Raw genomic sequence first — 23,353 nt, 5'->3', positions numbered from 1 at the left:
AGGGCTCGATTTCTCTATGCCTGAGAGCGATGGGAAACTTGGCAGATGGCTGAACCATGGCTCGTTGTCTCGGACGTCGACTCCACCCTGATTCGTGACGAGGTGATCGAGCTCATCGCGGATTCGGTCGGCCCCGATGCTCGGGCCCACGTCGAGGAGGTCACTGAACGGGCGATGCGCGGCGAACTTGATTTTGCCGACTCCCTGCGCGAGCGACTGCTGATGCTGCAGGGTGTTCCCGAGTCGGTGCTGGTGGATGTCGTCGAGCGTGTGCGCGTCACCGACGGGGTGCAAGAGTTCGTCGACGCAGTTCAGGGCGCGGGAGGAGCAGTTGCTGCGGTTTCAGGAGGATTCCACGAGATCCTGGATCCGTTGGCCGCGCGACTCGGCATTCGAATAACGCGCGCGAACCGGCTCGAGGTCGAGAACGGAGCGTTGACGGGGCGTTCCGTCGGGCCTGTCATCGACGCTGCCGCCAAACGCGACACGCTACTGTCTCTGAGCGCGAATCTGGGCATCCCGCCCGAGCGCACTATGGCCATCGGCGATGGAGCGAACGACCTGCTGATGGTGGAGGCCGCAGGCCTGGGCGTCGCGTTCTGCGCCAAGACGGTGCTCCGGGAGGCAGCCGATGTGATCATCGATCGCCCGGACTTCCGAAACCTCCTCCCCCACCTCACCTAGTCGGGGCACACTTCTCGGTCTATGCATGGAATGAACGGGTTATATCGGCGTGTCGCCATCCATAGACCGAGAAGTGTATCCAACCGGATCAAGTGTTTCGGTCCGCGCCCAACAGGTTAGAGATTTCGTAAACTCTCCACATAGGCGTTTTTGAAAGCGGCATTCTGCAGCTTTCAATCGCCATTCTCGATGCATGTTGTCTCGAGAGTTTCCCAGAAGATACGGGGGCGTGGTCCGGCGCTCGCATTTGATCAAACAGGGCTACAGCCCGAGAACAATACAAGCGGCGGCGGAAAGTGGGCGCATAAAACGCATTCGATATGGCTGGTACGGGCTGCCTGACTGTCATGCCGGAGTTGAAGCTGCGATCCGCTCCGGGGCGGTTGTCAGCTGCGTGTCAGCTCTGTCTCATCATGGAGTATGGACGCCGGTCTGGTTTGACAGGCAGGGCGATCACGTCCACGCTCGTCGGACTGAATATCGACAACGTCAGGTTCCTCACGTCCTGCCCAACGTGCTTATCTGCGCCTCACCGGAGCGGGATGCTCGCTCATGTCAGCATGCGGTCGACTCCGTCGAGGATGCCCTCGTCACCGCGATTCGTTGCCAGTCCGATGACTGGTTGGTTGTGCTCTTCGAATCGGTATTGCAATTAGGATTCATGGGACGAACGTCCATCGAGAGACTCGCTGGCTCAGGCGACACGAAGGCGAGTCGCGCACTGGCTCGCTGTGGCAGCAAATCCGAATCTGGAGCCGAATCCATCACGAAGTTGGGGTTCAGGCGACGAAGAATCCGATTCCGACAGCAGGTGCGAATCGGCCGAGATCGTGTGGACTTTCTCATCGGAGAGCGACTAATCGTGGAAGTGGATGGCGAGGAGTTCCACAGCGGTGCCCAAAGATTCGAAGAAGACCGTGCGAGGGACAGACGCCTGGTTGCAGCCGGATACATAGTGGTTCGACTTACGTACTGGCAGGTGATGCGGCACCTGGAAGCGGCGCTTGACGACATTTGCCGCATTGTCGCTCGCGGTGATCACACGCGATAGCAGCGGTCCGCACCGGTATCCAGACCCGTCAACCACTCGTGCTGAGACGGAACACTTCTCGGTCTATGCATGGAATGAACGGGCTATACCGGCGTGTCGCCATCCATAGACCGAGAAGTGTTCGCGTCGAGGGGGGTCAGTGGCCCATACCGAGGCCACCATCGACGGGGATGATCGCTCCCGAGATGTAAGCGGCCTCGTCGGATGCCACCCAGCGGACAACGTCCGCCACTTCCTGGGATGACGCGAAACGCCCCGCCGGAATCTGCTGCTTATACTGCTGCTGCTGCTCCTCCGGCAGCGCAGCGGTCATGTCGGTTTCGATGAAACCGGGTGCTACGACATTCGCGGTGATACCGCGGCCGCCGAGTTCCCGCGTGATCGAACGCGCCATGCCAACCAGCCCGGCCTTGGAGGCTGCGTAATTGACCTGGCCCGCGCCGCCGATCTGCCCGACAACGGAGGAGATCAAGACGACACGGCCGAACTTCGCACGCAGCATGCCCTTATTTGCACGCTTAACGACGCGGAAGGCCCCGGTCAGGTTCGTTTCGAGAACGTCGGAGAAGTCCTCCTCCGACATGCGCATCAGCAGGGTGTCCCGAGTAATGCCCGCGTTGGCCACGACGACTTCGACCGGGCCGAGCTTCTCCTCGATCTCCGAGAACGCCGCATCGACGGAAGCGTTGTCGGTCACATCGGCACGTACCGTCAGGGTCCCTTCCGGGCCCTCCCCGCTGCGTGCCGTGACCGCGACGCGATGGCCGGACTTGGCAAAACTTTCGGCAATCGCACGGCCGATGCCGCGGTTGCCGCCGGTAACGAGCACGGTTCTTGGTGTCAGGTCGGTCATGGTTTCGATCGTATCCCGTGACACACAGGAGTAGACTCGGTCACGGCCATGAAACACGAAACACCTTCGCTGACAGAGCTTCCGACATCCCACTCGGACGAGCTCAAGAAGCGCATGACCGTTTACTCGATCATCATGGGGCTGCGTGTGCTCAGCATCTTGATCTTCCTGGTCGTTCCCGGCTGGTGGAAAGTCGCTCCTGCGATCTTCGCAGTCTTCAGTTCGTACTTCGCGGTCATCATCGCCAACGCGGTCGGCATGTTCAGCAAGCCGGCCGGGCAGGTGCAGAAACCGACGAGGGAGCTCGAATGACGATGCTCGGCTTCGGTATGACGCCCGTGTATGCGGAGTGCTCCAAATCCGGCTGCCGCGAGGAGGCGAAGTGGGCCGTGAACTGGCGCAATCCGCGCATCCACGCGGAAGATCGGGTGAAGACCTGGGCGGCGTGCGATGAACACCGTGATGAGCTTCATGATTTCGTCCAAGCACGCGATTTTCCCGTCAGCATCACGCCGTTCGGCATCGAAGTCGAGAAGCTGTAGCGAGTGGGATCGAATTGAAACATAGGGTGACCGTGCGCACGACCGCGTGCGTGGCTACAAGGATGTGCGCGGGTCGGCTGCGGCTCGGCCCGGCAGATCCGAGAGGAGCGTAGGTGCTAAGACTGCTCCGGACGCCTCGCTGGATCGGCTGGCTCGCCTTCCTCACGATCTACGTCGTCGTGTGCTGCGCGCTGGGCATGTGGCAGTGGGATCGACGCGATCAGGCGCAGACGGCGATTGCCAGGCTCGACGCGAACTGGTCGGCTTCATCGACCCCGTTGCAGGAGGCGCTTCCCGACCCCGAGGATTTCGATCAGGACCAGCAGTGGCAGCGTGTCGAACTAGAAGGACAGTACCTCACGGATGATGCGGTTATGATTCGAGGGCGGATGGTTGCGGGTCAAGTCGGCTTCCAGCAGCTCGTACCGTTCTTGACGACAGCGGGTTCGGTGTTCTATGTCGATCGTGGCTGGGTGCCCGTCAGCGCAGATTCGAACGAGCTGCCCGCCGCGTACCCCGAGATTCCCGCGAGCGACGTCTCCGTGCTCGTCAGACTGCGCGAAGACGAGGGACAGCTCCGTGATCAGGATGCGCCGCAGGGCCAGGTGTACAGCGCTGATCTCGAACGTTTCGCCGAGCAGTACGACAGTACGGTGTACACGGGTGCCTATGGGTTGCTCGAAAGCGAGGACGGCGTCGTGCCGACGGACATCACGGTGCAGGAGCGTCCGCTGCTGGACGAGGGCCCGCACCTGTCCTACGCGCTCCAGTGGGGCGTTTTCGCGCTGATCGGCGTCGGCGGATTCATCTACGCGCTGCGGCAGGAGTCACTGCACGACTCCGACGCGCCGAGGCCGAAACGCAAGAAGCGACGTGACGAAGAAGAGGAAGACGCGCTGCTCGACGCGGGATGAGCCGGAGTCGCCTCTAGCCCTTGCCCCTGCGTTTCTTCCGAGGGCCGTCTCCGTCGGCTTTGGAATCGGCTTCGTCGGATTCGGGTTGCTGGATGATCGAGAGCGCCTGCGTGCGCAGCGAAGGCGCTCGCCACCCCCAGAACTCGCTTGCGAATCGAACTGCCATGACGACCAGCGTGATGATGAGCGTCGCCCACCATTCGGCCCATCCCAGCTCGAAGAGCGTTGCGGTGAGGGCTGCCCCCAGCAGCGCCGGAGTCAGATACAGTGTCGTGTCGCGCTTGAATACGAGGGGGATGTCGCCGGCGATGACATCCCGCATAATTCCTCCCCCGACACCCGTCAGCAGCCCAACGGTCGCACCGGCGACAGGGTTCAGCCCGAGCAGCCCGGCCTTCAGCGTGCCGTTGACGACGAAGATACCGAGACCGATCGCGTCGAACACGAGCATCGCCCTGTGCAGCCGCTTGATCAGTCGGTAGAGGAAGAACACGAGCAGCCCCGTTGCGCACGCGACGATCAGCATCCACCAGTTCTCGAGTGCGGCAACCGGTGTCGCCCCGATCAGTACGTCCCGCAGCATGCCTCCGCCGGTTCCGGTGACGACCGCGAGACCGATCATGCCGATGATGTCCATGCGGCGTTCCGCAGCGAGCAGCGCTCCCGATGTAGCGAATGCGACGAGCCCTGCGGTCTCGAAGGCGAGTGCGACGGTGGAAAACACTTCTGGGTTCACAGAGCTCCGCCCTTCTACGACCTCAGTCGAGCGCTACCAGTTCCAGGTACTCAGGAGCGTAGTGGTCCTCGGTGCCTTCCGGCATGATGAGCACTCGTTCGGGGTTCAGGGCCTCGACCGCGCCTTCGTCGTGGGAGACCAGTACGACGGCCCCTTCGTACGAGGCGAGTGCGTGCAGGATCTGCTCGCGGCTCGCGGGGTCGAGGTTGTTCGTCGGTTCGTCGAGCAACAGTACGTTCGCGCTCGAGACCACGAGTTTCGCGAGCGAGAGCCTGGTCTTCTCTCCTCCCGAAAGCACTCTGGCGGGCTTCGACGTGTCGTCTCCCGTGAACAGGAACGAGCCCAGCACACGACGCGCTTCCGTTGACGTGAGCGAGTCGGAAGCGGACATCATGTTCTCCAGCACGGTGCGTTCGATGTCGAGCGTTTCGTGCTCCTGCGCGTAGTAGCCGAGCTGCAGACCGTATCCGCGCTCCACCCCTCCCGTGTCGGGCGCTGCGAGCCCGGAGAGGATGCGCAAGAGCGTCGTTTTGCCGGCTCCGTTCAGGCCCAGCACGACGACTTTCGATCCTCGATCGATTGCGAGATCAACGGCGGTGAAGATCTCCAACGAGCCGTAGGACTTCGAAAGGTTCTGTGCGAAGAGCGGTGTTTTCCCGCACGGGAGGGGCATTGGGAATCGGATCTTGGCGACCCTGTCGCTTGTGCGTTCCTCTTCGAGCCCTGAAAGCATCCGTTCGGCTCTGCGCAGCATCTGCTTCGCGGCGACGGCCTTCGTCGCTTTGGCCCCCATCTTCGCCGCCTGCAACTGCAGTGTCGTCGCCTGGCGTTCGGCGTTGGCACGTTCGCGCTTCCGGCGTTCCTCGTCGACTTCGCGTTGACGCAGGTAGTGCTTCCAGGTCATGTTGTAGATGTCAATGAGCTGACGGTTCGCATCGAGATAGAAGACGCGATTCACGGTGTCGCCGATGAGTTCGACGTCGTGACTGATGATCATCAGTCCGCCCGAGTACGCCTGCAGAAACTCGCGCAGCCAGATGACGCTGTCGGCATCGAGGTGGTTCGTCGGCTCGTCGAGCAGCATCGTGTCCGCTCCGGAGAAGAGGATGCGAGCAAGTTCGATGCGGCGCCGCTGACCGCCGGAGAGCGTGCGGAGCGGTTGGTCGAGTATGCGCTCCGGAAGTTTCAGATTCGATGCGATCGCGTTACCTTCTGCCTCGGCAGCATAGCCGCCGAGGGACAGGAACCGGTCTTCCAGCCGGGAGTATTCGCGCATGGCGGCCTCACCCGTTTCGCCATCGAGCGCCATGCGTTCGGTAGCGTCGTTCATCCGATTCCGAAGGCTGCCGAGCCCTCTCGCATCAAGGATGCGCGCACGTGCCGATTGATCGGGGTCCCCGGTCCTGGGGTCCTGCGGCAGGTAGCCGACCTGCCCCTGCCGCGTGATGTCGCCGTGGAAGGTGTGACCGTCTCGATCATCGCCGACGCCGGCGAGTACTTTCGTCATCGTGGTCTTGCCTGCGCCGTTCCTCCCGACCAGGCCGATCTTGTCTCCAGCCGCGATCCGGAACGAGACGTCGTTCATGAGCGTACGCGCACCGACGTGCAGTTCGAAGTTGCGTACCTCGATCACGTTCGACCTCCTTCCGGCCCGGTTTCGGGCACAGCTTTCCATGCTATACGCCGCAGCACCCGGCGCGCGCATCCCGGCAGTGCGCGTTCGGACAAACACCCGTTCGGCGGTTACAGTGAGGCATGGCCACGAAGCTGCTCTCGATCGGTACCGCTGTGCCGAACGGCGGCTTGCAGCAGGGTCGGCTTCGTGACTTCTTCGCATCCCAGCCGGGCATCGATGCGCGAACGCGCCGCATCATCACGGCCGCGTTCGATCACTCCGGCATCGATCGCCGGCATGCGGCAATCGAGTTGCTCGATGATGCGTCGGGGCGATTCACGGATGCGGAAGGCAAGCTCCTGCGGCCGACGACGGGTGAACGCAACAGAGTCTATCGAGAGCAGGCTCCTCCGCTCTTCGCTGCGGCCGCTGAACAAGCGCTGGCGAGGGCAGCGATCGAGCCCGATGAAGTAACGCACGTGATAACCGCCTCCTGCACCGGGTTCTTCGCGCCCGGGCCCGAGTACCGGCTCGTGCGAGATCTGGGGCTGCAGAACACCGTCGAGCGATACCACCTCGGCTTCATGGGATGCGCGGCCGCGTTTCCCGCGTTGCGCGCAGCGAAGCGCATCTGCGACGCCGTGCAGGGAGCGGTCGTACTCGTGGCGTGCGCCGAGCTCTGCTCACTGCACATCCGATCCTCGAACGATGCAGAGCAGATCGTGTCGTCCGCCGTGTTCGCCGACGGTGCCGCGGCCGCGGTCGTGACATCCGGCGAGCCTCGCCGCGGTACGGCCCTGCTGGAAATGGGAGACTTCACGACCGCTACGACGAGTGAAGGCGAAGCCGATATGGATTGGGATATCGGCGATAGCGGTTTCGATATGCGGCTCACGCCGCAAGTGCCGCGCATCGTGGGGCGTGAGATCGAGCCGGTCGTACGGACCGCACTCGGAGCCGACCGATCGATAGCAGACGTCGATGCCTGGGCTGTGCATCCGGGAGGTAAGGCCGTTCTGGACCGCGTGCAGAGCAGCCTTGAACTCGGCGAGCGGGACATGGCCGCGTCACGAGAGATCCTGCGCACGTTCGGCAACATGTCGAGCGCGACCGTGCTGTTCATTCTCGAACGCATCCTTGCGGACGATTCGCTTCAGGACGCCGCCAGCGTGCTGGGAGTTGCGTTCGGGCCCGGCCTCACGGTCGAAACCGCGCAGTTCACGAGAATTGCTCCCGTATGACGCTCTCGAGCAGGGCTGAGCATCTGCGAGAGCTGATGGATGACCCGGAGTGCGATCCGGCCAAGCTGCGCCGTACGCTCGTACGCTTCAAGTACGTGAACAGGCTCGTGTCGGGCTGGGCCGCCGTCTATCGGAGCCGCATTCGGCCCGCGCTCGCAGCTGCGCCGGGGCCCGTGCGCATGCTCGATATCGGCTGCGGAGCCGGCGACGTGCTCCGGCACCTCGTGCAGATGGCCAGGCGGGACGGATTCGACGTCGAGGGTGTCGGCATCGACCCGGATGCCAGAGCGCTTGCCGTCGCGCGCGAAGCGCGTTGCGTCGACGGGGTCAGCTATCGCCAGACCACGAGCGCGCGCCTTGCAGCCGAGGACGAACGCTTCGATGCAGTGATCTCCAACCATCTGCTTCATCATCTGGATGCGAAGAGCCTCGAGCGGGTCATGCAAGATTCCGAGCGGCTCGCCGCCGGCATAGCGGTCCACTCGGATATCGCTCGCAGTCGGATGGCCTACTGCCTGTACTCCGGTGGAATACTGCCGCTCGCTCCCGGTTCGTTCTTGTTCACGGATGGGCTGCGCAGCATTCGTCGGAGCTTTACGAGCGATGAACTCGCGTCGGTCGTGCCGAATGGCTGGAAGGTAGAACGCGGGGGCGCGTTTCGCCTGTTCGCCGTTCGACGAAGTCCGGGAAACTCGTCGTGATGTCTAGCACCTGGCCCGGCGAGGGAGACCTCCGAGACGTCGCCGTTGTGGGCGCGGGTCCGTCAGGTCAGTTCATCGCCGCGGAGTTGCACCGTCTCGGCATCGACGTCGCCCTTCTCGAACGGCGATCATCATCGGCGCATGGTTCACGAGCCATCGGCATCCACTCCCCCGCCCTTGCCGCTCTCGAACCCTCGGGCGCGACCGATCGAATCTTGGAAGAGGCCGCCAGAATACGACGGGGAGAGGCGAGAACACGAACGAGAACACTCGGCACGGTACGGTTCGATCACCCCGGCAAGCGGTTCCCCTTCTCGATCGCTGTTCCGCAGTCGGTGACGGAGGCAGCGCTTTCGGAGATTGGGCCGGTATCTACCCGGGATGCTGACGTCGTAGCTGTCGAGAACGCAGGCGACACCGTTCGGCTTTCGACGGTTACTGCCGGACGTCGCACTGAGATTCGCGCGAAAGTCGCCGTCATCGCGACCGGAGCGTCAGGGCGCCACCTCGTTGCCGGCGGGAGCAAAAGCAGAACGTACCCTGACCACTTCCTCATGGCCGACGTGCCGACCGGGGGTCGAGACTCGGAGGACACCGCGGTGATCACACTCGAGCGCTCCGGAGTGCTCGAGTCGCTGCCGCTGCCCGAGGGCGGTCGCAGAGTAGTCGCGTGGGATGCGGAGTTCGGCACCGCGGATCCAGCGCGAGACCCTCTCACACGTTTGCGAGCGGCCGTGGAGCAGCGCACGGGCGATGCCGAACTGGCGGCGAGCATCGATGCCGTCAGCAGCTTCCGGATCAGAAACGTGCTGCTGCGTCGAATGCGCAGCAGCCGGATCTTCGCAATCGGCGATGCTGCTCACGAAATCAGCCCGATAGGCGGCCAGGGCATGAACCTCGGTCTCCTCGATGCCGCGAGCCTTGCGCCCCGTCTTGCACTGCTGTTGCGGGACCGCGCGGGTGCTGAGCTCGAACTGGATCGTTGGGAGCGTCGCCGGCTCGAGTCGGCGGGATTCGCAGCCAAGCTGGCGGCGCTCAACACGTTTGCCGGGCGGCCGCGCTCGCGCTCCGGTCACGCGCTTCGTTCGATCGTCGTTGCTTCGGCGCTGCGAACACCGGTCGGTGGTGTTGCGGCGCGAGCGTACGGGATGGGCTTCGACCGAGACGCCGATTTCAGGTAGTGAACCCGCCCGTCAGCATCAGCTGGACGACGAGCAGCCCCGCAGCCAGCATCACGATCCGGAACACCGTCCGGGTTGCTCTCCCGCGCATGACAAGCGCGCAGACGACGGCCGCCAGCACGGCAACGGCCGCGAAGAACGCCCATGCAACCGCCATTGCGCTGGCTGCAGCGCTCGACGCGACGATGCCGGCGCCTGCGATGAGGGATGCTGCGGCTACGACGCCCGCTGTGCGCCGACCGAGCCGCTGCGGAAAGCCGAGAATCCCCGCGCGCCGATCGTCATCGATATCGGGGAGCACGTTCGCGCAGTGGATCGCGATGCCGAGAGCCGCTCCCGCGCAGGTCGCCCAGAACGGAGCAAGCCTGTCGCTGGCCACGAGGGCAGGAAGCGATGGCAGCATCCCGAAGCCGATCACGTAGGAGAGCACCGACAGCGGCGTCGCTTTGAGCAGCGCGTTGTACAGCCAGCCGGACAGCAGGAAGACGAGGTGCGCGGTCGCGAAGGCCCAGCCGAGTATGAGCGAAAGCGCGATGGAGAGCACTCCGAAAACGACCGAAAGTGCCCAGGAGGCGCGCAGCAGCCCCGGCTCACGCGCCAGCGGCTTGTCGGTTCTGCCAGCAGCGCGGTCGCGCGGAGCATCGATGGCATCGTTCGAAAGCCCTACGGACACCTGCCCGAGCAGCACGGTAGCGACGAGCACCAAGAGATCGATCGCGGCGAGCGAAGCGGCGATGCCGAGGCCGCACGTAGCCGCGGAGACGACGAGCGTGGGGCCTGGATGCGTCGACTGCAGGAGAAGCCAGACGACGCGCACGCTCGGCCACCTCTCCCCGCGGACGTAGAGGTCTCGTCAATAGGGACGATAGCTGCGCGGTGTGCGGTGATTGCGCGCATCCCCGCTTCATCGCCCTATTGACTTAACCTCTTAGACGTTTCCCACTCTAGGGGCTGCGTGTCATGCGCGCGGGTTCCACGTGCCCTGGGCGACATCCGGAACGAATCCCGCGACATCCACCGGCCACCTGACCGTCTCGCCCGTCTGCGCCGACTTGTAAGCGGCCATGAGCAACTCCGCGACCGCTAGGCCGTTGCGAAGCGACTCCAGCGGCTGTTCGCCGCGCAGGAAGCAGCTCGTGACGTGTCGGTTCTCGCCCGTGTACCCGTAGGAGACGGCTTCGTCGGAGACGATGGGCATGAGCCCCTGCTCGGCATTCTGCTTCTCGAGCATGTCCTCGCCCTCCTGCTGGCCGAGTTCACGCGAGAGGAAGACCCTCGACTCGGTGCTCAGCGTGTCGGACTGCATAGAGTACTCCGGCCCGAGCAACTCGAATGAGAGTCTGAGCCCGGTGCCGACATAGCTCCATGACGTCGTGCCCTCGGCGATGACTGTTTCGCCATCCCCGTTGACGAACTCCCAGGCAGCTCTCGCGTAATCTTCGCTTGGGCGCTCCCGGTAATCGGGGGCTCCTGGATAGAGCTCTTGGAGCTTCTGCGCGTACGCGGGTCTCCCCCACTTCAGCGATTGAATACTCGCTGTGACCGACACCGGGCGCAGCCAGTCGCTCGGGTCGATCCCCGGCGGCGTGAGCAGAAACCGCCCGGCCTCCACGGAGTGGCACATCATGTCACTCAGGACGCCACCGCCCTGCTTCTCACCGTCCCAGAACCAGGCCTTATGGGGACCAGAGTGCTCTTCCGCGCACCTTGCGAGGTACGGCGTTCCAGAGCTGGATGCGCCACGCCGCCAGACGACTTCATGCGCCCTCGTAATCGAAGGCGAGTAGACCTGATTCTCGAGATACGCGTGCAAGAGCCCGGCGGACTCGACCAGGTCGAGAATCTCTCTCGCCTCGTCAACCGTACGCCCGAGCGGCTTCTCGATCGCTATACCGGTGAGCCGTGCCCCGGCTCGCACCTCTTCGACGATGGCACGAACCACGTCGAGCCGCGTATGATTCGGAGTCAGCACCCACACCGCATCAACACGCTCGTCACGCACCAGCGCACGCACATCGTCGTGCGCACTGACCCCGGAGCCGACCCCTATGGATTCTGCAAGCGAGGCGAGGCGTTCGGCACTCTGGGAGGTCCGTGAAGCGACCCCGACAACGTCACCGTCGCGCACTCCGAGGAGGGAACGTACGTGGAATTCACCGATGAAGCCGGCGCCCACGATCCCGATGCCGAGGACTGAACGTTGAGCCATGACTAGATTTCCTTTCGTTAGCTTCGCAGCCGTCGCTGTCTTCCGTAGACCGCGAGCAACGCGATGAGCACTGCCCCCTGGACTACGATGCGTGCCCACTCGGGCATGCTGAGCGTCGTGAGAAGACTCGTGAGCACGGTGAGTACGATCGCGCCAATCGCACTGCCGAGGTAGCCGCCGACACCGCCGGCGACGAGTGTTCCGCCGATGATGACGGCCGCGATGGATGGCAGCGTGAGGTCGTTGGCGAGATTCAGGAAGACCTGCTGCGAGTAGCCGACCATGGCGATCCCGCCGAGCGCTGCGAATACCGAGCTGAGCGTGTACGTCGTGATCAAGACTCGGTTGACGGGGACACCGGAGAGCCGCGCAGCCTCTCTTCCCGCTCCTGTCGCGTAGAGCTGCCTCCCGAAAGTCGTGCGTCGCAACAGCAGCGTCACGAGCACCGCGAGTGCGGCCCAGACGATGAGAATGCCGGGAATGCCGAAGAACAGCCGACCGTTGACGAGGTGGACGAGGGCCGGTGCTGCACGGCCGTCGGCGACGCCACCCGTGACGACAAGAATGAGCCCGCTGACGACTCCGAGCATCCCCAGCGTCATGACGAACGGTGGAATCTTCAGGAAGACGATCCCCAGACCGTTCGTTACGCCGATCGCAGCGGCGACGACGAGCGCGAGCAGAACACCGGGAATCAGCATGGCGTTGTCGCCGGCCATGGTCCTGCTGGCGAGGATCGCGCCGAGGGTCGCTACTGTTCCGACAGAAAGATCGATGCCTTCGCCCCCTGAGAGGACAACGAGTGTCTGACCGATCGCGATGAGCCCGAGGAATGAGGCCACTCGCAGCATGTTCACGATCTGATCGGGTGACGCGAAACCGGGGCTGACGATGCCGCCGGCGACGACAAGGGCGATGGCGATAAGCGCTGCGATCACGAGCGGGTCGCGTACGACCCTTCTGAGGTTGTTCATCGCTGCCTCCTCGGTGCTCCGAGGGCGCTGAGCGACAGCGCGAGGATGACGACCAGTCCGGTAGCGAGTGCGCGCCATGAGGTCGGCAGCCCTACCGAGAACAGAATGGTGGATGCCAGCGAGAGCGTAATCGCTCCCGCAATCGCACCGATGGGCGAACCGATACCTCCGCGGAGGGCGATGCCGCCGATGACGACCGCCGCGATCGAGTTGAGAGCGAGATCGCCGCCGATGAACGGATCCCCCGAACCCGAGTTCCCGAGGACGGCAACGGCTGCCAGCCCGCATACCGCACCGCAAATCGCGTAGGAGGCGAATCTGGCACCCGCGACCGGCACGAGCGAGGCATACGCCGCCGCAGGGTTTCCGCCGGAGGCGCGGATGTAGCGGAAGACCCGGAGCTTACGAAGCGCTAACCATCCGATTGCCACGGCCACTACGAGCAGCAGGGAGACCGGCACTCCGGCAATCGCCTGACGGAACGTCTCGGTCATTGCCGCGGGTACGGTGCCACCGGGAGTCGGCAGCACGAAGAGCGCCAGCCCGGAGAACACGGACGCAGTAGCGAACGTCGCTATGAGCGGTTGCAGACGCAATCGGCTCACGATCAGCCCGTTGACGGCTCCGCAGGCGAATCCCGTCCCGACAGCGGCGAGGAAGCCGATGAGGGCCGTGCCCTCCTCGCCGCGCATCGCCTGGACCGCAACCACGCTCGAGAGCGCGACGATCGCACCGGCAGAGAGGTCGAGACCACCGCCGATCACGACGAAGGACTGCGCGACGGCTACGAGCACGAGCGGCAGAAAGGTCGCGAACGTCGATGAGACACCGTAGGGCGTGAGCAGGTTCGGTTGCAGGACGGCCGCTACGACAGCGGCTGCCGCTAAGAGCAACCCCGTCGCCCAGGATGCGACGCGTATACCTTTGACACGATCGAAGAACGCAGTGCGCTCTTCTATCTCACGTGCCTTGTCCGTCGCGGTCACGTCGCGCTCTCCGCAGTCGTTTCTCCATGGGTGCCCTCACCGATTCTCAGGGCCGCTTGGACGAGTCGCTCCTCCGTTATCTCGCTGCCGCGGATCTCCGCACGGATGTCGCCTTCGAACATCACCAGGACTCTGTCGCAGAGCGTCACGAGTTCCCGGTCTTCGCTGGAGTTGATGATGACGGTCGTGCCGGCACGAGCGAGCCCGCGGATGATCCGGTAGATCTCCGATTTAGCGCCGATATCGACACCTTTTGTCGGGTCATCGAGCAAGATGACGTCAGGTTCGTTGAGCAGCCATTTGCCGAAGACCACCTTCTGCGCGTTGCCGCCGGAAAGGCTGGAAACCGGCTCGGCGAGGCCCCCGACCTTGATGGAGAGCTCATCGACCATCCGCTGCGAAGCGGCACGCTCGCGTGCGGCGCGGAGAAAGCCGAATGAGGCCCGCTTTCGCATGCTTGCGACGGTGAGGTTCTCGAGGATGGGCCGAGCGGGCAGTGTCCCCTGGCTCCCCCTGTCACCGGGAACCAGAGCGATTCCTCGTGCTGCCGCCGATCGCGGGGATGCCAGCCGCACCGGCCTGCCGTCGACGCTGACCGAGCCCGAGTTCGCGGTCGCGCCGAACAGCGCGGACAGCAACTCTGATTGCCCCTGCCCCTGGAGGCCGCCGAGCCCGACGATCTCACCTGCGCGCGCTTCGAACGCAACGTCCGAGAGTCCCTTCCCGGAAAGTTCGCGAACGGCTAGGCGAACGGGGCCCTCCGCGGGTTCTTCTTGCTCACGCTCAACAGTCTGGACATCACCGACCATGAGGCGGACGATCTCTTCGGGGGAAACCGTATCTATGACTGTTTCCGCAACGGTCTCGCCCGAGCGGAGGATCGTCGCACGGTCACAGAGTTCCATGATTTCGTCGAGCCTGTGCGATACGAAGAGAACGCAGACCCCATCCTCTTTCAACTCGCGTACGACATCGAACACCACCTGCACCTGGTCTCGGTGCAGAGACGCGGTCGCCTCGTCGAGGATAAGGATGCGGGGCTCCCGCAGGAGGGCCTTTCCGATCTCGACGAGTTGCTGCTGCCCTGGAGTGAGATCACGAACTGGCTGATCGGCCTGAACATCGCCGAGTGCGGGCCCCAGCCGCTCCAATATCGGTCGGGCTTTCGCCTTGGCTGCGCGATCCGAGAGGAATCCCACGCGACCGGGCTCCTGGCCGAGCACCAGGTTGTGCGACACGCTCAGTTCCTCAACGAGACTCAGCTGCTGGTACACCGCCGAGACACCGAGCTTCGCAGCTGCGCGCGGTGACCCGATCTGCACGGCCGAACCGGCGATTGCGATGTCTGCACGATCGGGTCTCACGGAGCCGGCGAGCACTTTGCCGAGCGTCGACTTGCCCGAACCGTTCGGCCCCAGCAGCCCGTGAACCTCGCCGCCGACGGCTGAGAGAGTCGCGCCTTGCAGCGCGCGCACACCGCCGTAGCGCTTGTGCACGTCTCGCAGCCGCACGAGCGGAGAGGATTCGTTCACGGTGCGTTCCTACTGGAAGAACCGTTGTACGTCGTCAGCGGAAAGAATCGAGTCCAGCACGTAGGTGTCCGGCTGATCCTGGACCTCCGCCCATACATCGTCGAAGTTGTCGGACGTGATCGCTTCTTCCAGCTCGAGCACGATGTTGTGACCGTCGTGCAGCTGTGATTCGTCCAGCTCACCGCCCTGGAGCATCTCCATTGCGATGTGGAGTGCCGTCGCTCCTGTTCCGGGAGGGTTCACGACACCGATCGACTCGAAGTCGTCGTCCTGCTCGCTCCAGAGCCTGAGGAAGCCGTTCCTGGCTTCGCCGGAAACGATGATGTCGTCCTCCCGATCGGCCGCGATGACGGCCTGCAGAACTCCGAGGGCCATTCCGTCCTGGGTCCAGACGCCGTCGATGTCCGGGTAGGTTGCGAGCAGATTCGCCATCTGCTGCTGCCCTGTCGCTTGGTCCCAGCCGCCGTCTGCCGTCGTAAGCACTTCAATGCCGGCATCGTCGAAGACCCCTTGCGCTGCTTCCCAGCGCAATTCGTTGGCGGGGTGCCCGGAGGCGCCGTTGACCGCGACGATACTGCCGCCTTCGCCGACCTCATCGGCCAGCCAGAGGGCGCTCGTTTCGGCCCAGAGCGCCTGATCTATGCCGACGTTGATGACCGTCTCCTCTGTGACCGCCTGATCGATCGCGAAGACGAGGATGCCCTGGTCGGTGGCCTCGCGGAACACCTGGTCGAGTGCTGACCCGGAGTTGGGGTCGACGATGATCGCATCGACGCCGGCGTTGATGAGATTGCGGACCTGCTGGATCTGCCCGTTCACATCGGTGTCGGCATTCTCCAATACGAGATCGTTCAGAGCGCCTTCATCTTGGTAGCCGGTCGCCGCCTCTTCTATGTCCTCGATCATCTGAGTTCGGTATTCGGAGCCGACGAAGCCGTTGCTGACGCCGATCGTGAACGGACCTGCCTCATCGCCGCCTCCTCCGTCGCCATCGTTCGAAACGGTCGAGCATCCGGCCAGAACGAGGGCAGACGTTGCTGCCAGGGCCGTGAAACCGAGTTTGCGCTTGCGCATGCGATGCCTCCTTGCATCCGAGTTCCCACTTTTGTGCAAACTGCGAGAAAATGTAATGCCAGTGTACACAGTCATCGTGCTCTCGCCAGAGGCGTAATGAAATCGTGACCGTTCGTCGCGCGGGTGAAACGCCGCGGAATAGCCCGGCGCGAGCGGTCAGTCGCGGAGCAGTTGTTCCAGGGACCCGAATGCGTCGAGCGCGATCGCTGCGGCTCCCAGCAGCGCTGCGTCGACGCCCGTCGATGTCGGCACGAGGCGTGGGATGTGCAGAACACGACCGCGGAGACGGCGTTCGAGTTCCGGTGCCACGACATCGGTCAACGGGGCGAAGCGTCCGGCGAGCACGATCGCCTCCGGATCCAACAGTGCGCATACGTTGGCGAGTGCGACGGCGAACTCATCGAGCACTTTTCGTCCAAGAGCGCCTGCGGGTGAATCGTCCCGTATCTGTGCGAACAGTGCTTCGAATACTTCCCGGTCGGACGGCAGCTGAACGCCTGCATCGGCTGCGCGTCGAGCGAGCCCCTTCGAACCGAGTTGCGACTCCAGATCTCCGAATTCGTCAAGGAGACGCTCCTGCGAGTCGAAGCTGACGAACATGCGACCGAACTGCCCCGCGAACCCCCTGCTCCCCTCGACGAGGGTGCCACCCTCGACAACGCCTGATCCGACTCCCTCGAAAACGGCGAGTGCGAAGAGGCTGGCGACGTCACGGTAGTCCCCGAATCTCGACTCGGCTACCGCAATCAGATTCGCGTCGTTGCCGACAGCGACGGGAACGTTCAGCCTGCCCTCCAGCAGCTGCCGTAGAGGAACATCCTGCCATTGCAGAGCCGGCGCCAACGGGATGCTGCCGTCCGCGCGAACCGGCCCCGGAACGGAAACACCGACAGCGATCGGACCCCGTGTCGGAGCGTCGGAATCGCAGTGGGCGACAATCGCCTCGAGCGTGTGCTGCAGTCGTTCCCGGGGATCGGTCGGTGGCGTGTCAAGGCGGTCGGAAGACATCACGGTTCCGTCGAGATCAACGAACGCGAGCGTCGTGTGCCGGTCGGCTACGTCAACGGCGAGCACGCACGCTGCGTGCTTGTCGATGCGCAATCTCCCCAAGGGTCGACCCCGCCCCGGGCCCGCTTCGCTTTCCTGCACGATCAGACCGGCGGCGATGAGCGCGTTCGCTGCGCGAGAGATCGTCGCGACGCTGAGACCGGTGGATTCCGCTAGATCGGCCCTCGTAGACTCCCCCGCTGCTCGCAGGGCGGCCAGGAGTGTCGCGCGATTACGACCGCTTGGACCACTCGCCGGCTGACTGCTCATGTCCCAATACTGGCATCACCTCAGCGAATTCGACGCCGGTGCTCCGTATCGGCAGACTTCTATTGAGCGGAATCTTCTTCTGTTTCGCTTCCTGGCCGCGGATCGGGCAGCAGGGTTTCGACCGTCGGTTTGCGACGCGCTCGAATCCAGACGACGAAGCCCCATGCAGTGAAGACGCCGTAGAAGATGTACATGAATCCCGTCGCCCAGTAGCCGGCACTAAGCAGCAACGGGACTCCGACGATATCGACGGCGACCCAGATGAGCCAGAACTCCGTCCAGCCCTTGGCCATCCCGTAGGTCGCAAGCAGCGAGCCGACGAATGTCCAAGCATCCGCCCACACAGGTTCGAATGATCCGAGGGCGCGGAAAAGAGGAGTGAGCGCGACGGTGCCGACGACGAGCCCGACGACGAGCCCGATGCGCTGCCGACCGCTAGCCCACTGCGGAACAACTTTGCCGTCAGCCGAACGGGCTCGGCGCCAACGGCGCCACCCGTACACGGCAACTGCGATGAACATGACCTGCCGACCCGCTTGACCCAACAGGGTCGGCAGGGACTGCGCAGGGTCGAGCAGGGTGCCCAAGAAGACGGTCAGCAGCAGCAGATTGCCGACAATGCCCACTGGCCACGCCCACACACGACGAAGCATCCCACCGAGAGCGCTGGCGAGACCGAATGCATTCCCGACGACCTCGCGCAGCAGCAGCTCCTGGCCACCGCCGACGGGAACTGTCGAGGAGTACAGGGCGATGAGTCCGTCGATCAGCGATTCCATGATGACACGAGCCTACGGTGTGAAGGCGGCAACGGTTGAGCGGCGATGCCGGGAGCAGGCGCCCGCTGCGTAGGGCACTTAGGCTTTGCTTGATCGCCGCGTTACGAAGGTGCCCATCAATCCTGCAAGAACAATGAGCAGCCCAACACCGATCGTTGGCGGCCCGGCCAGGAAGATCATCGCAGCGGCCCCGGCATCGCCGCTCGCGTTGAGGGGCGGTTCCGTGAAGCTGAACGTCATCAGGATGTGCGCCGACACCGTCAGGCCGACCGTTACTACGATGCCGCCAACGATGGCGCACCGCTCGAACCCGCTGAGTTTCCTCCTCCGCTCCGTCGCCATATCGCGATGCTATCCCAATGTGGATTCGAGCCCGGGAAACACGGTGTGCTTGTCCAGCACGTTGGCTGGTGACGCGCAAGCGCTGCGAGTGAACGGAGGACCGCGTTCGGGTCGGCTGGCTGCGGCTTGCAGGCGCGAAGCGCCCGGAAGTCGACCGGGATGCGGTCCGCAGTGAACGACTACTTTGGCTGAGAAGCCGAGATCGCTCCCTTGTGGTCGCGACGGCGCTCAGCGAGAAGCCCAAATCGCTCGCCTAGGGCTCGCGACGGCTTTAGGGCGAACGATCCGGTGGACCGCTTTGCCTGAGTCCTGCCTTGAACTGGAGAAGAGCTTGGGTGAGAACCCCAACTCGCTCGCCTAGGGCTCGCGACGGCGCTCGGCCGAATCGCCATTGGCGATTCGTCGATCTGACCTGCGGTCAGATCGAAAAGCCCAGCGCCCTCATCATCTCACGGCCGTCTTCCGTGATCCGCTCGGGTCCCCACGGCGGCATCCACACCCAGTTGATGCGGAAGCGCTCAACGACGTCATCGAGCTTCTCGGCAATCTCGGCTTCGATGACATCCGTGAGAGGGCAACCAGCGCTCGTCAGGGTCATGGAAACGATGAGGGCATCCTCTTCGTCGTCCCAAGCCAGGTCGTAGATCAGACCCAGATCAACGATGTTGACGTCGAGTTCGGGGTCAACAACGTTCTTCAGGGCTTCAGTGCACTCGTCGAACTTCGTGTCGTCGAGTTCCTTCAGAGCCATTACACACTCGCATTCAGGTAGCGGTCGTAGCCCTCTTCCTCGAGTCGATCCGCGAGCTCGCGACCGCCTTCTTCTGCGATGCGACCGTCCACGAACACGTGCACGAAGTCGGGCTGGATGTACCGCAGGATACGCGTGTAGTGCGTAATCAGCAAGACACCCATCTTGTTTGCTTGCTTGACGCGGTTGACTCCTTCGGACACGACGCGAAGGGCATCGATGTCGAGACCGGAGTCGGTTTCGTCGAGAACCGCGAAACGAGGCCTGAGCAGCTCCATCTGGAGGATCTCGTGACGCTTCTTCTCACCGCCGGAGAATCCTTCGTTGACGTTGCGCTCCTGGAACGAGGAATCCATGCGCAGTGAGTCCATGGCCTCGCGAACGTCGCCGACCCACTCGCGGATCTTCGGTGCCTCGCCCGTGAGAGCGGTCTTCGCCGTGCGGAGGAAGTTCGACACCGTGACACCGGGGATTTCGACGGGGTACTGCATGGCCAGGAAAAGTCCGGCCTGCGCGCGCTCGTCCACTTCCATTTCCAGGACGTCTTCGCCATCGAGGGTTATGGATCCACTATCGACGTTGTAGCGCGGGTGCCCGGCGATGGCGTAGGCCAGCGTCGACTTCCCGGAGCCGTTCGGCCCCATGATCGCGTGGATCTGATCGGAGTTGATCGTAAGATCAACGCCCTTCAGGATCTGCTTGGGGCCTGCGTCGGTCTCGATAGAAACCTTGAGGTCCTTAATCTCCAGAACGCTCATCAGTCATCCTTTCCAGCGGCGTTGCCGCTCACATCAATCGGGTTCCCCACGTCGATCAGCACACTGTCGCCGTCGATCGTGACAGGAAACACCGGAACCGGTTCGTAAGCCGGCAGGTTCTCGGGCTTGCCATTGAACATGTTGAAGCGTGAGCCGTGGGCCCAGCACTCGAGGGTGTCGCCCTCTATGAATCCCTCTGAAAGCGAGATCTCTCCGTGCGTGCACGTGTCGCCGAGCGCATGGATTTCGCCTGCGGAGTCGCGGACGAGGGCGACGGGGATTCCACCGACCTCGACCTTCAAGGGATCCGTCAGGCTGATCTCGTCAACGGAGGCAACGCGGACTGCGGTCATGCCCCCGCCTTCGAAGCGGGAGCGAGTTCCGCGCCTGCGGCCAGCTCTTCTTCGATGAGTTCGGCGATTCGCGATTCGATCGATTCGATGCCGATCTTCTGAACGATTTCCATCAGGAATCCGATGACGACGAGGCGACGCGCCTCTTCTCCGGATATACCACGGCTCTGCAGATAGAACATGTGCTCGTCGTCGAAGCGGCTCGTCGCGGATGCGTGTCCCGCCCCTTCGATGTTGCCGTTCTTGATTTCGAGGTTCGGAATCGAATCGGTGCGCGTGCCGTCGGTGAGCACGAGGTTCTGGTTCTTCTCGTAGCTGTCGGTGCCGACTGCGTCTGCGCCGATCAGTACATCGCCGATCCAGACCGAACGCGCTCCTTCACCCTGGAGAGCATCCTTGTAGAGCACGTTGCCGACGGTGTTCTCACCCTCGTGGAACATGTAGACCTGGTTCTCCATGTGCTGGCCCGCGTCCGCGAACGAAACACCGTACATTTCGGTTTCGCTGCCCTCGCCGTGCAGGCGCACCGATGGGTTCACGCGTACGACCCCACCGCCGAAGGAAACGACGATGTGCTTCAGGTACGCTCCGTCGTCGACGCGAGCCTGGTGTGCGGAGGCGTGCACGGTGTCGTCCTGCCAGTCCTGCACCGTAACGACATTCAGCCGGGCATTCTCCCTGACGATGATCTCGACATTCTGCGCGTAGGCGACAGATCCCGTGTGGTGCAGCACGACGGTGGCCTGCGATCCCGGAAGCGCCTCGATGATGATGTGCGCGTTCGCGTGGATGTCCGCCCCCAGGCCCTTGAGGCGGGCGATGAGCGGCTCATCGACCGCAACGCCCGCGGGGATCTGCACGTGAAGTGCGTTCGCGCACCGCTTCCAGGCGATAGCGCTCGGCAGGTCTTCCGGGAGGAACAGCTCTCCCCTGGGGGCAGCGTCGTGCCCGGCCGACTCGACGAGGTAGCCGCCGGCTTCGAGAGACGCTACGTCGTACTCGATGCCGTCGCGTCCTACGTTCTCGGTCTCTTCATCGACCAGGAGAGGAGCCAGCCGGCGCAGGTCGGTGTGCTTCCAGTTGACCTCGCGGCCGGTGGGGCGCTCGTAGTCGTTCGGATCGAACGAGGTCGGGCGCTCGGACCGCGTCTGAATGGGGACGAACTTCTCAGCCGTTGTCATTTAACCGACCGATCCTTCCATGTTCATCTGGATGAGTGTGTTGAGTTCAAGGGCATATTCCATCGGCAGCTCGCGTGCGATGGGCTCGATGAAGCCGCGCACGATCATGGCCATGGCCTCTGTTTCGCTCATCCCGCGACTCATGAGGTAGAAGAGTTGCTCTTCCGAGACCTTCGAGACCGTCGCTTCGTGACCCAGCACGACGTCATCGACACGGATGTCGATGGCCGGATAGGTGTCCGAGCGCGATTGTGTGTCGACCAGCAGCGCGTCGCAGATGACCGAGTTTGCGGCGTGATGCGCGTTGGCATCCACCCGGATCTCTCCGCGGTAGCCGGCACGACCCCCTCCACGGGCGATCGACTTCGAGGTGATCGACGACGTCGTGTGAGGAGCCATGTGGACCATCTTGGCGCCCGCATCCTGGTGCTGACCGGGGCCCGCGAAGGCGACGGAAAGCGTTTCTCCCTTGGCGCGCTCGCCCGTGAGGAAGATCGAAGGATACTTCATGGTGACCTTCGAGCCGATGTTGCCGTCGACCCACTCCATGGTCGCGCCCTCGTGTGCGATAGCTCGCTTCGTCACCAAGTTGTAGACGTTGTTCGACCAGTTCTGGATGGTCGTGTAGCGGACTCGAGCGTTCTTCTTGGCGATGATCTCGACAACGGCAGAGTGCAGCGAGTCGGACTTATAGATCGGCGCCGTGCAGCCCTCGATGTAGTGGACGTACGAGCCCTCGTCCGCGATGATCAGGGTTCTTTCGAACTGACCCATGTTCTCCGTGTTGATACGGAAGTATGCCTGCAGCGGAATCTCGACGTGCACGCCCTTGGGAATGTACACGAACGAGCCACCGGACCACACGGCCGTGTTGAGTGCCGCGAACTTGTTGTCAGCTGCCGGAATGACCGTGCCGAAGTACTCTTCGAAGAACTCAGGATGCTCCTTGAGAGCGGTGTCGGTGTCGAGGAAGATGACACCCTGCTGCTCGAGGTCCTCGCGGATCGAGTGGAAGACGACCTCCGACTCGTACTGCGCGGCGACGCCGGCGACGAGGCGCTGACGTTCGGCTTCCGGAAGTCCGAGGCGGTCGTACGTGTTCTTGATGTCCTCTGGCAGGTCTTCCCAGCTCGTCGCCTGCTTCTCCGTCGAACGGACGAAGTACTTGATGTTGTCGAAGTCGATCTCCGACAGGTCTGCGCCCCACGTGGGCATCGGCTTCCTGTCGAAGTGCTTGAGCGCCTTGAGGCGCGTCTGCAACATCCATTCAGGTTCGTTCTTCAGGCTGGAGATGTTCTCAACAACCTCGTTGCTGAGGCCCCGCTGGGCTTTCGCGCCTGCCTCGTCGGAATCGTGCCAGCCGAACTCGTACTGGCCCAGCCCTTCCAGTTCAGGGCGGTCAAGGATGACGTCGCTCATGGTTCCCCTCTCATCTTGCGATCTTCGGGCCTCGTCGAATCGCGCCGACGACTAATTCGTTGGATACTGGTTACAGATATCGACCCGGCAGCGCTGCGTTATGCGCTCATCAGTGGAGATCGCACTCTGTCCAGCCTAGCGTCAACCGGCCAGAAGTGCA

Annotated in this window: 25 protein-coding genes; 8 read left to right on the top strand and 17 right to left on the bottom strand. The window is 63.3% G+C overall.

Features of this window, described 5'->3' with window-relative positions:
• The first annotated feature begins 45 nt into the window (after positions 1-45).
• Positions 46-684 carry a phosphoserine phosphatase SerB gene (gene serB / locus Q0O95_RS00280; protein ID WP_293694203.1) on the top strand — a complete coding sequence of 213 codons (639 nt, stop codon included), beginning with the start codon at positions 46-48 and terminating at the stop codon, positions 682-684.
• 193 nt (positions 685-877) lie between these two features.
• Positions 878-1,735, top strand: a complete 858-nt coding sequence (locus tag Q0O95_RS14050; protein ID WP_366516416.1) for a DUF559 domain-containing protein — start codon at positions 878-880, stop codon at positions 1,733-1,735.
• 136 nt (positions 1,736-1,871) lie between these two features.
• On the opposite strand, the gene fabG is transcribed toward Q0O95_RS14050, so the two are convergent.
• Positions 1,872-2,588, bottom strand: coding sequence for a 3-oxoacyl-ACP reductase FabG (gene fabG, locus Q0O95_RS00275; protein WP_293694201.1), 717 nt, complete (start codon positions 2,586-2,588; stop codon positions 1,872-1,874).
• A 48-nt stretch (positions 2,589-2,636) separates the two neighbouring features.
• On the opposite strand from fabG, the gene Q0O95_RS00270 reads away from it, so the two are divergent.
• The 3 genes from Q0O95_RS00270 to Q0O95_RS00260 all read left to right on the top strand — a co-directional run bounded on the left by Q0O95_RS00270 (position 2,637) and on the right by Q0O95_RS00260 (position 4,044).
• A complete protein-coding gene (locus tag Q0O95_RS00270; protein WP_293694200.1) occupies positions 2,637-2,900 on the top strand; it encodes a DUF3099 domain-containing protein in 264 nt (87 codons plus the stop codon).
• Between the two features lie 2 nt (positions 2,901-2,902).
• Complete coding sequence (locus Q0O95_RS00265) at positions 2,903-3,130, top strand: hypothetical protein (RefSeq protein WP_293694286.1); 228 nt, start codon at positions 2,903-2,905, stop codon at positions 3,128-3,130.
• A 113-nt stretch (positions 3,131-3,243) separates the two neighbouring features.
• The gene (locus Q0O95_RS00260) at positions 3,244-4,044 is read left to right on the top strand and encodes an SURF1 family protein (RefSeq protein WP_293694198.1); all 801 of its coding nucleotides are present in this window, start codon (positions 3,244-3,246) and stop codon (positions 4,042-4,044) included.
• 13 nt (positions 4,045-4,057) lie between these two features.
• Here Q0O95_RS00260 and Q0O95_RS00255 read toward each other — a convergent pair whose 3' ends face one another.
• On the bottom strand, positions 4,058-4,780 hold the full coding sequence (locus Q0O95_RS00255) for a trimeric intracellular cation channel family protein (protein WP_293694196.1): 723 nt from the start codon (positions 4,778-4,780) through the stop codon (positions 4,058-4,060).
• A 22-nt stretch (positions 4,781-4,802) separates the two neighbouring features.
• Positions 4,803-6,413, bottom strand: coding sequence for an ABC-F family ATP-binding cassette domain-containing protein (locus tag Q0O95_RS00250; protein WP_293694194.1), 1,611 nt, complete (start codon positions 6,411-6,413; stop codon positions 4,803-4,805).
• 122 nt (positions 6,414-6,535) lie between these two features.
• On the opposite strand from Q0O95_RS00250, the gene Q0O95_RS00245 reads away from it, so the two are divergent.
• Genes Q0O95_RS00245 through Q0O95_RS00235 form a run of 3 tightly spaced genes read left to right on the top strand, consistent with a single transcriptional unit; the run spans position 6,536 to position 9,518 of the window.
• The gene (locus Q0O95_RS00245; RefSeq protein WP_293694192.1) at positions 6,536-7,636 is read left to right on the top strand and encodes a type III polyketide synthase; all 1,101 of its coding nucleotides are present in this window, start codon (positions 6,536-6,538) and stop codon (positions 7,634-7,636) included.
• A complete protein-coding gene (locus tag Q0O95_RS00240) occupies positions 7,633-8,337 on the top strand; it encodes a methyltransferase domain-containing protein (protein WP_293694191.1) in 705 nt (234 codons plus the stop codon). The genes Q0O95_RS00245 and Q0O95_RS00240 overlap by 4 nt, the downstream gene beginning before the upstream one ends.
• Positions 8,337-9,518 (top strand): NAD(P)/FAD-dependent oxidoreductase, encoded by a 1,182-nt coding sequence (locus tag Q0O95_RS00235; RefSeq protein WP_293694190.1) that lies wholly within the window; start codon positions 8,337-8,339, stop codon positions 9,516-9,518. The genes Q0O95_RS00240 and Q0O95_RS00235 overlap by 1 nt, the downstream gene beginning before the upstream one ends.
• Here Q0O95_RS00235 and Q0O95_RS00230 read toward each other — a convergent pair.
• The 14 genes from Q0O95_RS00230 to sufB form a co-directional block, all read right to left on the bottom strand.
• Positions 9,511-10,335 carry a UbiA family prenyltransferase gene (locus Q0O95_RS00230; protein ID WP_293694189.1) on the bottom strand — a complete coding sequence of 275 codons (825 nt, stop codon included), beginning with the start codon at positions 10,333-10,335 and terminating at the stop codon, positions 9,511-9,513. The genes Q0O95_RS00235 and Q0O95_RS00230 overlap by 8 nt on opposite strands.
• A 141-nt stretch (positions 10,336-10,476) precedes the next feature.
• Entirely contained in the window at positions 10,477-11,727 is a 1,251-nt protein-coding gene (locus Q0O95_RS00225) for a Gfo/Idh/MocA family oxidoreductase (protein ID WP_293694188.1), read from the bottom strand.
• A 17-nt stretch (positions 11,728-11,744) separates the two neighbouring features.
• On the bottom strand, positions 11,745-12,701 hold the full coding sequence (locus Q0O95_RS00220) for an ABC transporter permease (RefSeq protein WP_293694187.1): 957 nt from the start codon (positions 12,699-12,701) through the stop codon (positions 11,745-11,747).
• A complete protein-coding gene (locus Q0O95_RS00215; RefSeq protein ID WP_293694186.1) occupies positions 12,698-13,687 on the bottom strand; it encodes an ABC transporter permease in 990 nt (329 codons plus the stop codon). Before Q0O95_RS00215 ends, Q0O95_RS00220 begins: the two co-directional genes overlap by 4 nt.
• On the bottom strand, positions 13,684-15,219 hold the full coding sequence (locus Q0O95_RS00210; protein ID WP_293694184.1) for a sugar ABC transporter ATP-binding protein: 1,536 nt from the start codon (positions 15,217-15,219) through the stop codon (positions 13,684-13,686). The genes Q0O95_RS00215 and Q0O95_RS00210 overlap by 4 nt, the downstream gene beginning before the upstream one ends.
• 9 nt (positions 15,220-15,228) lie before the next feature.
• On the bottom strand, positions 15,229-16,293 hold the full coding sequence (locus Q0O95_RS00205) for a substrate-binding domain-containing protein (RefSeq protein WP_293694183.1): 1,065 nt from the start codon (positions 16,291-16,293) through the stop codon (positions 15,229-15,231).
• Between the two features lie 156 nt (positions 16,294-16,449).
• A complete protein-coding gene (locus tag Q0O95_RS00200; RefSeq protein WP_293694181.1) occupies positions 16,450-17,610 on the bottom strand; it encodes an ROK family transcriptional regulator in 1,161 nt (386 codons plus the stop codon).
• A gap of 59 nt (positions 17,611-17,669) precedes the next feature.
• Positions 17,670-18,389 (bottom strand): nicotinamide riboside transporter PnuC, encoded by a 720-nt coding sequence (gene pnuC / locus Q0O95_RS00195; RefSeq protein ID WP_293694180.1) that lies wholly within the window; start codon positions 18,387-18,389, stop codon positions 17,670-17,672.
• Between the two features lie 78 nt (positions 18,390-18,467).
• A complete protein-coding gene (locus tag Q0O95_RS00190) occupies positions 18,468-18,731 on the bottom strand; it encodes a hypothetical protein (protein ID WP_293694178.1) in 264 nt (87 codons plus the stop codon).
• A 418-nt stretch (positions 18,732-19,149) separates the two neighbouring features.
• The gene (locus tag Q0O95_RS00185; protein ID WP_293694176.1) at positions 19,150-19,482 is read right to left on the bottom strand and encodes a metal-sulfur cluster assembly factor; all 333 of its coding nucleotides are present in this window, start codon (positions 19,480-19,482) and stop codon (positions 19,150-19,152) included.
• Positions 19,482-20,240, bottom strand: a complete 759-nt coding sequence (gene sufC, locus Q0O95_RS00180; RefSeq protein ID WP_293694174.1) for a Fe-S cluster assembly ATPase SufC — start codon at positions 20,238-20,240, stop codon at positions 19,482-19,484. The genes Q0O95_RS00185 and sufC overlap by 1 nt, the downstream gene beginning before the upstream one ends.
• Entirely contained in the window at positions 20,240-20,593 is a 354-nt protein-coding gene (locus tag Q0O95_RS00175; protein WP_293694172.1) for a non-heme iron oxygenase ferredoxin subunit, read from the bottom strand. The genes sufC and Q0O95_RS00175 overlap by 1 nt, the downstream gene beginning before the upstream one ends.
• Positions 20,590-21,774, bottom strand: a complete 1,185-nt coding sequence (sufD, locus tag Q0O95_RS00170) for a Fe-S cluster assembly protein SufD (protein WP_293694170.1) — start codon at positions 21,772-21,774, stop codon at positions 20,590-20,592. Before sufD ends, Q0O95_RS00175 begins: the two co-directional genes overlap by 4 nt.
• On the bottom strand, positions 21,775-23,193 hold the full coding sequence (gene sufB / locus Q0O95_RS00165; protein ID WP_293694168.1) for a Fe-S cluster assembly protein SufB: 1,419 nt from the start codon (positions 23,191-23,193) through the stop codon (positions 21,775-21,777).
• Positions 23,194-23,353 lie beyond the last annotated feature (160 nt).

The sequence above is a fragment of the uncultured Agrococcus sp. genome (genome assembly GCF_945915485.1).
GTDB lineage: Bacteria > Actinomycetota > Actinomycetes > Actinomycetales > Microbacteriaceae > Agrococcus.
Note: the sequence above shows the minus strand (reverse complement) of the source record. Positions and strands in the feature narration are given on the sequence as shown.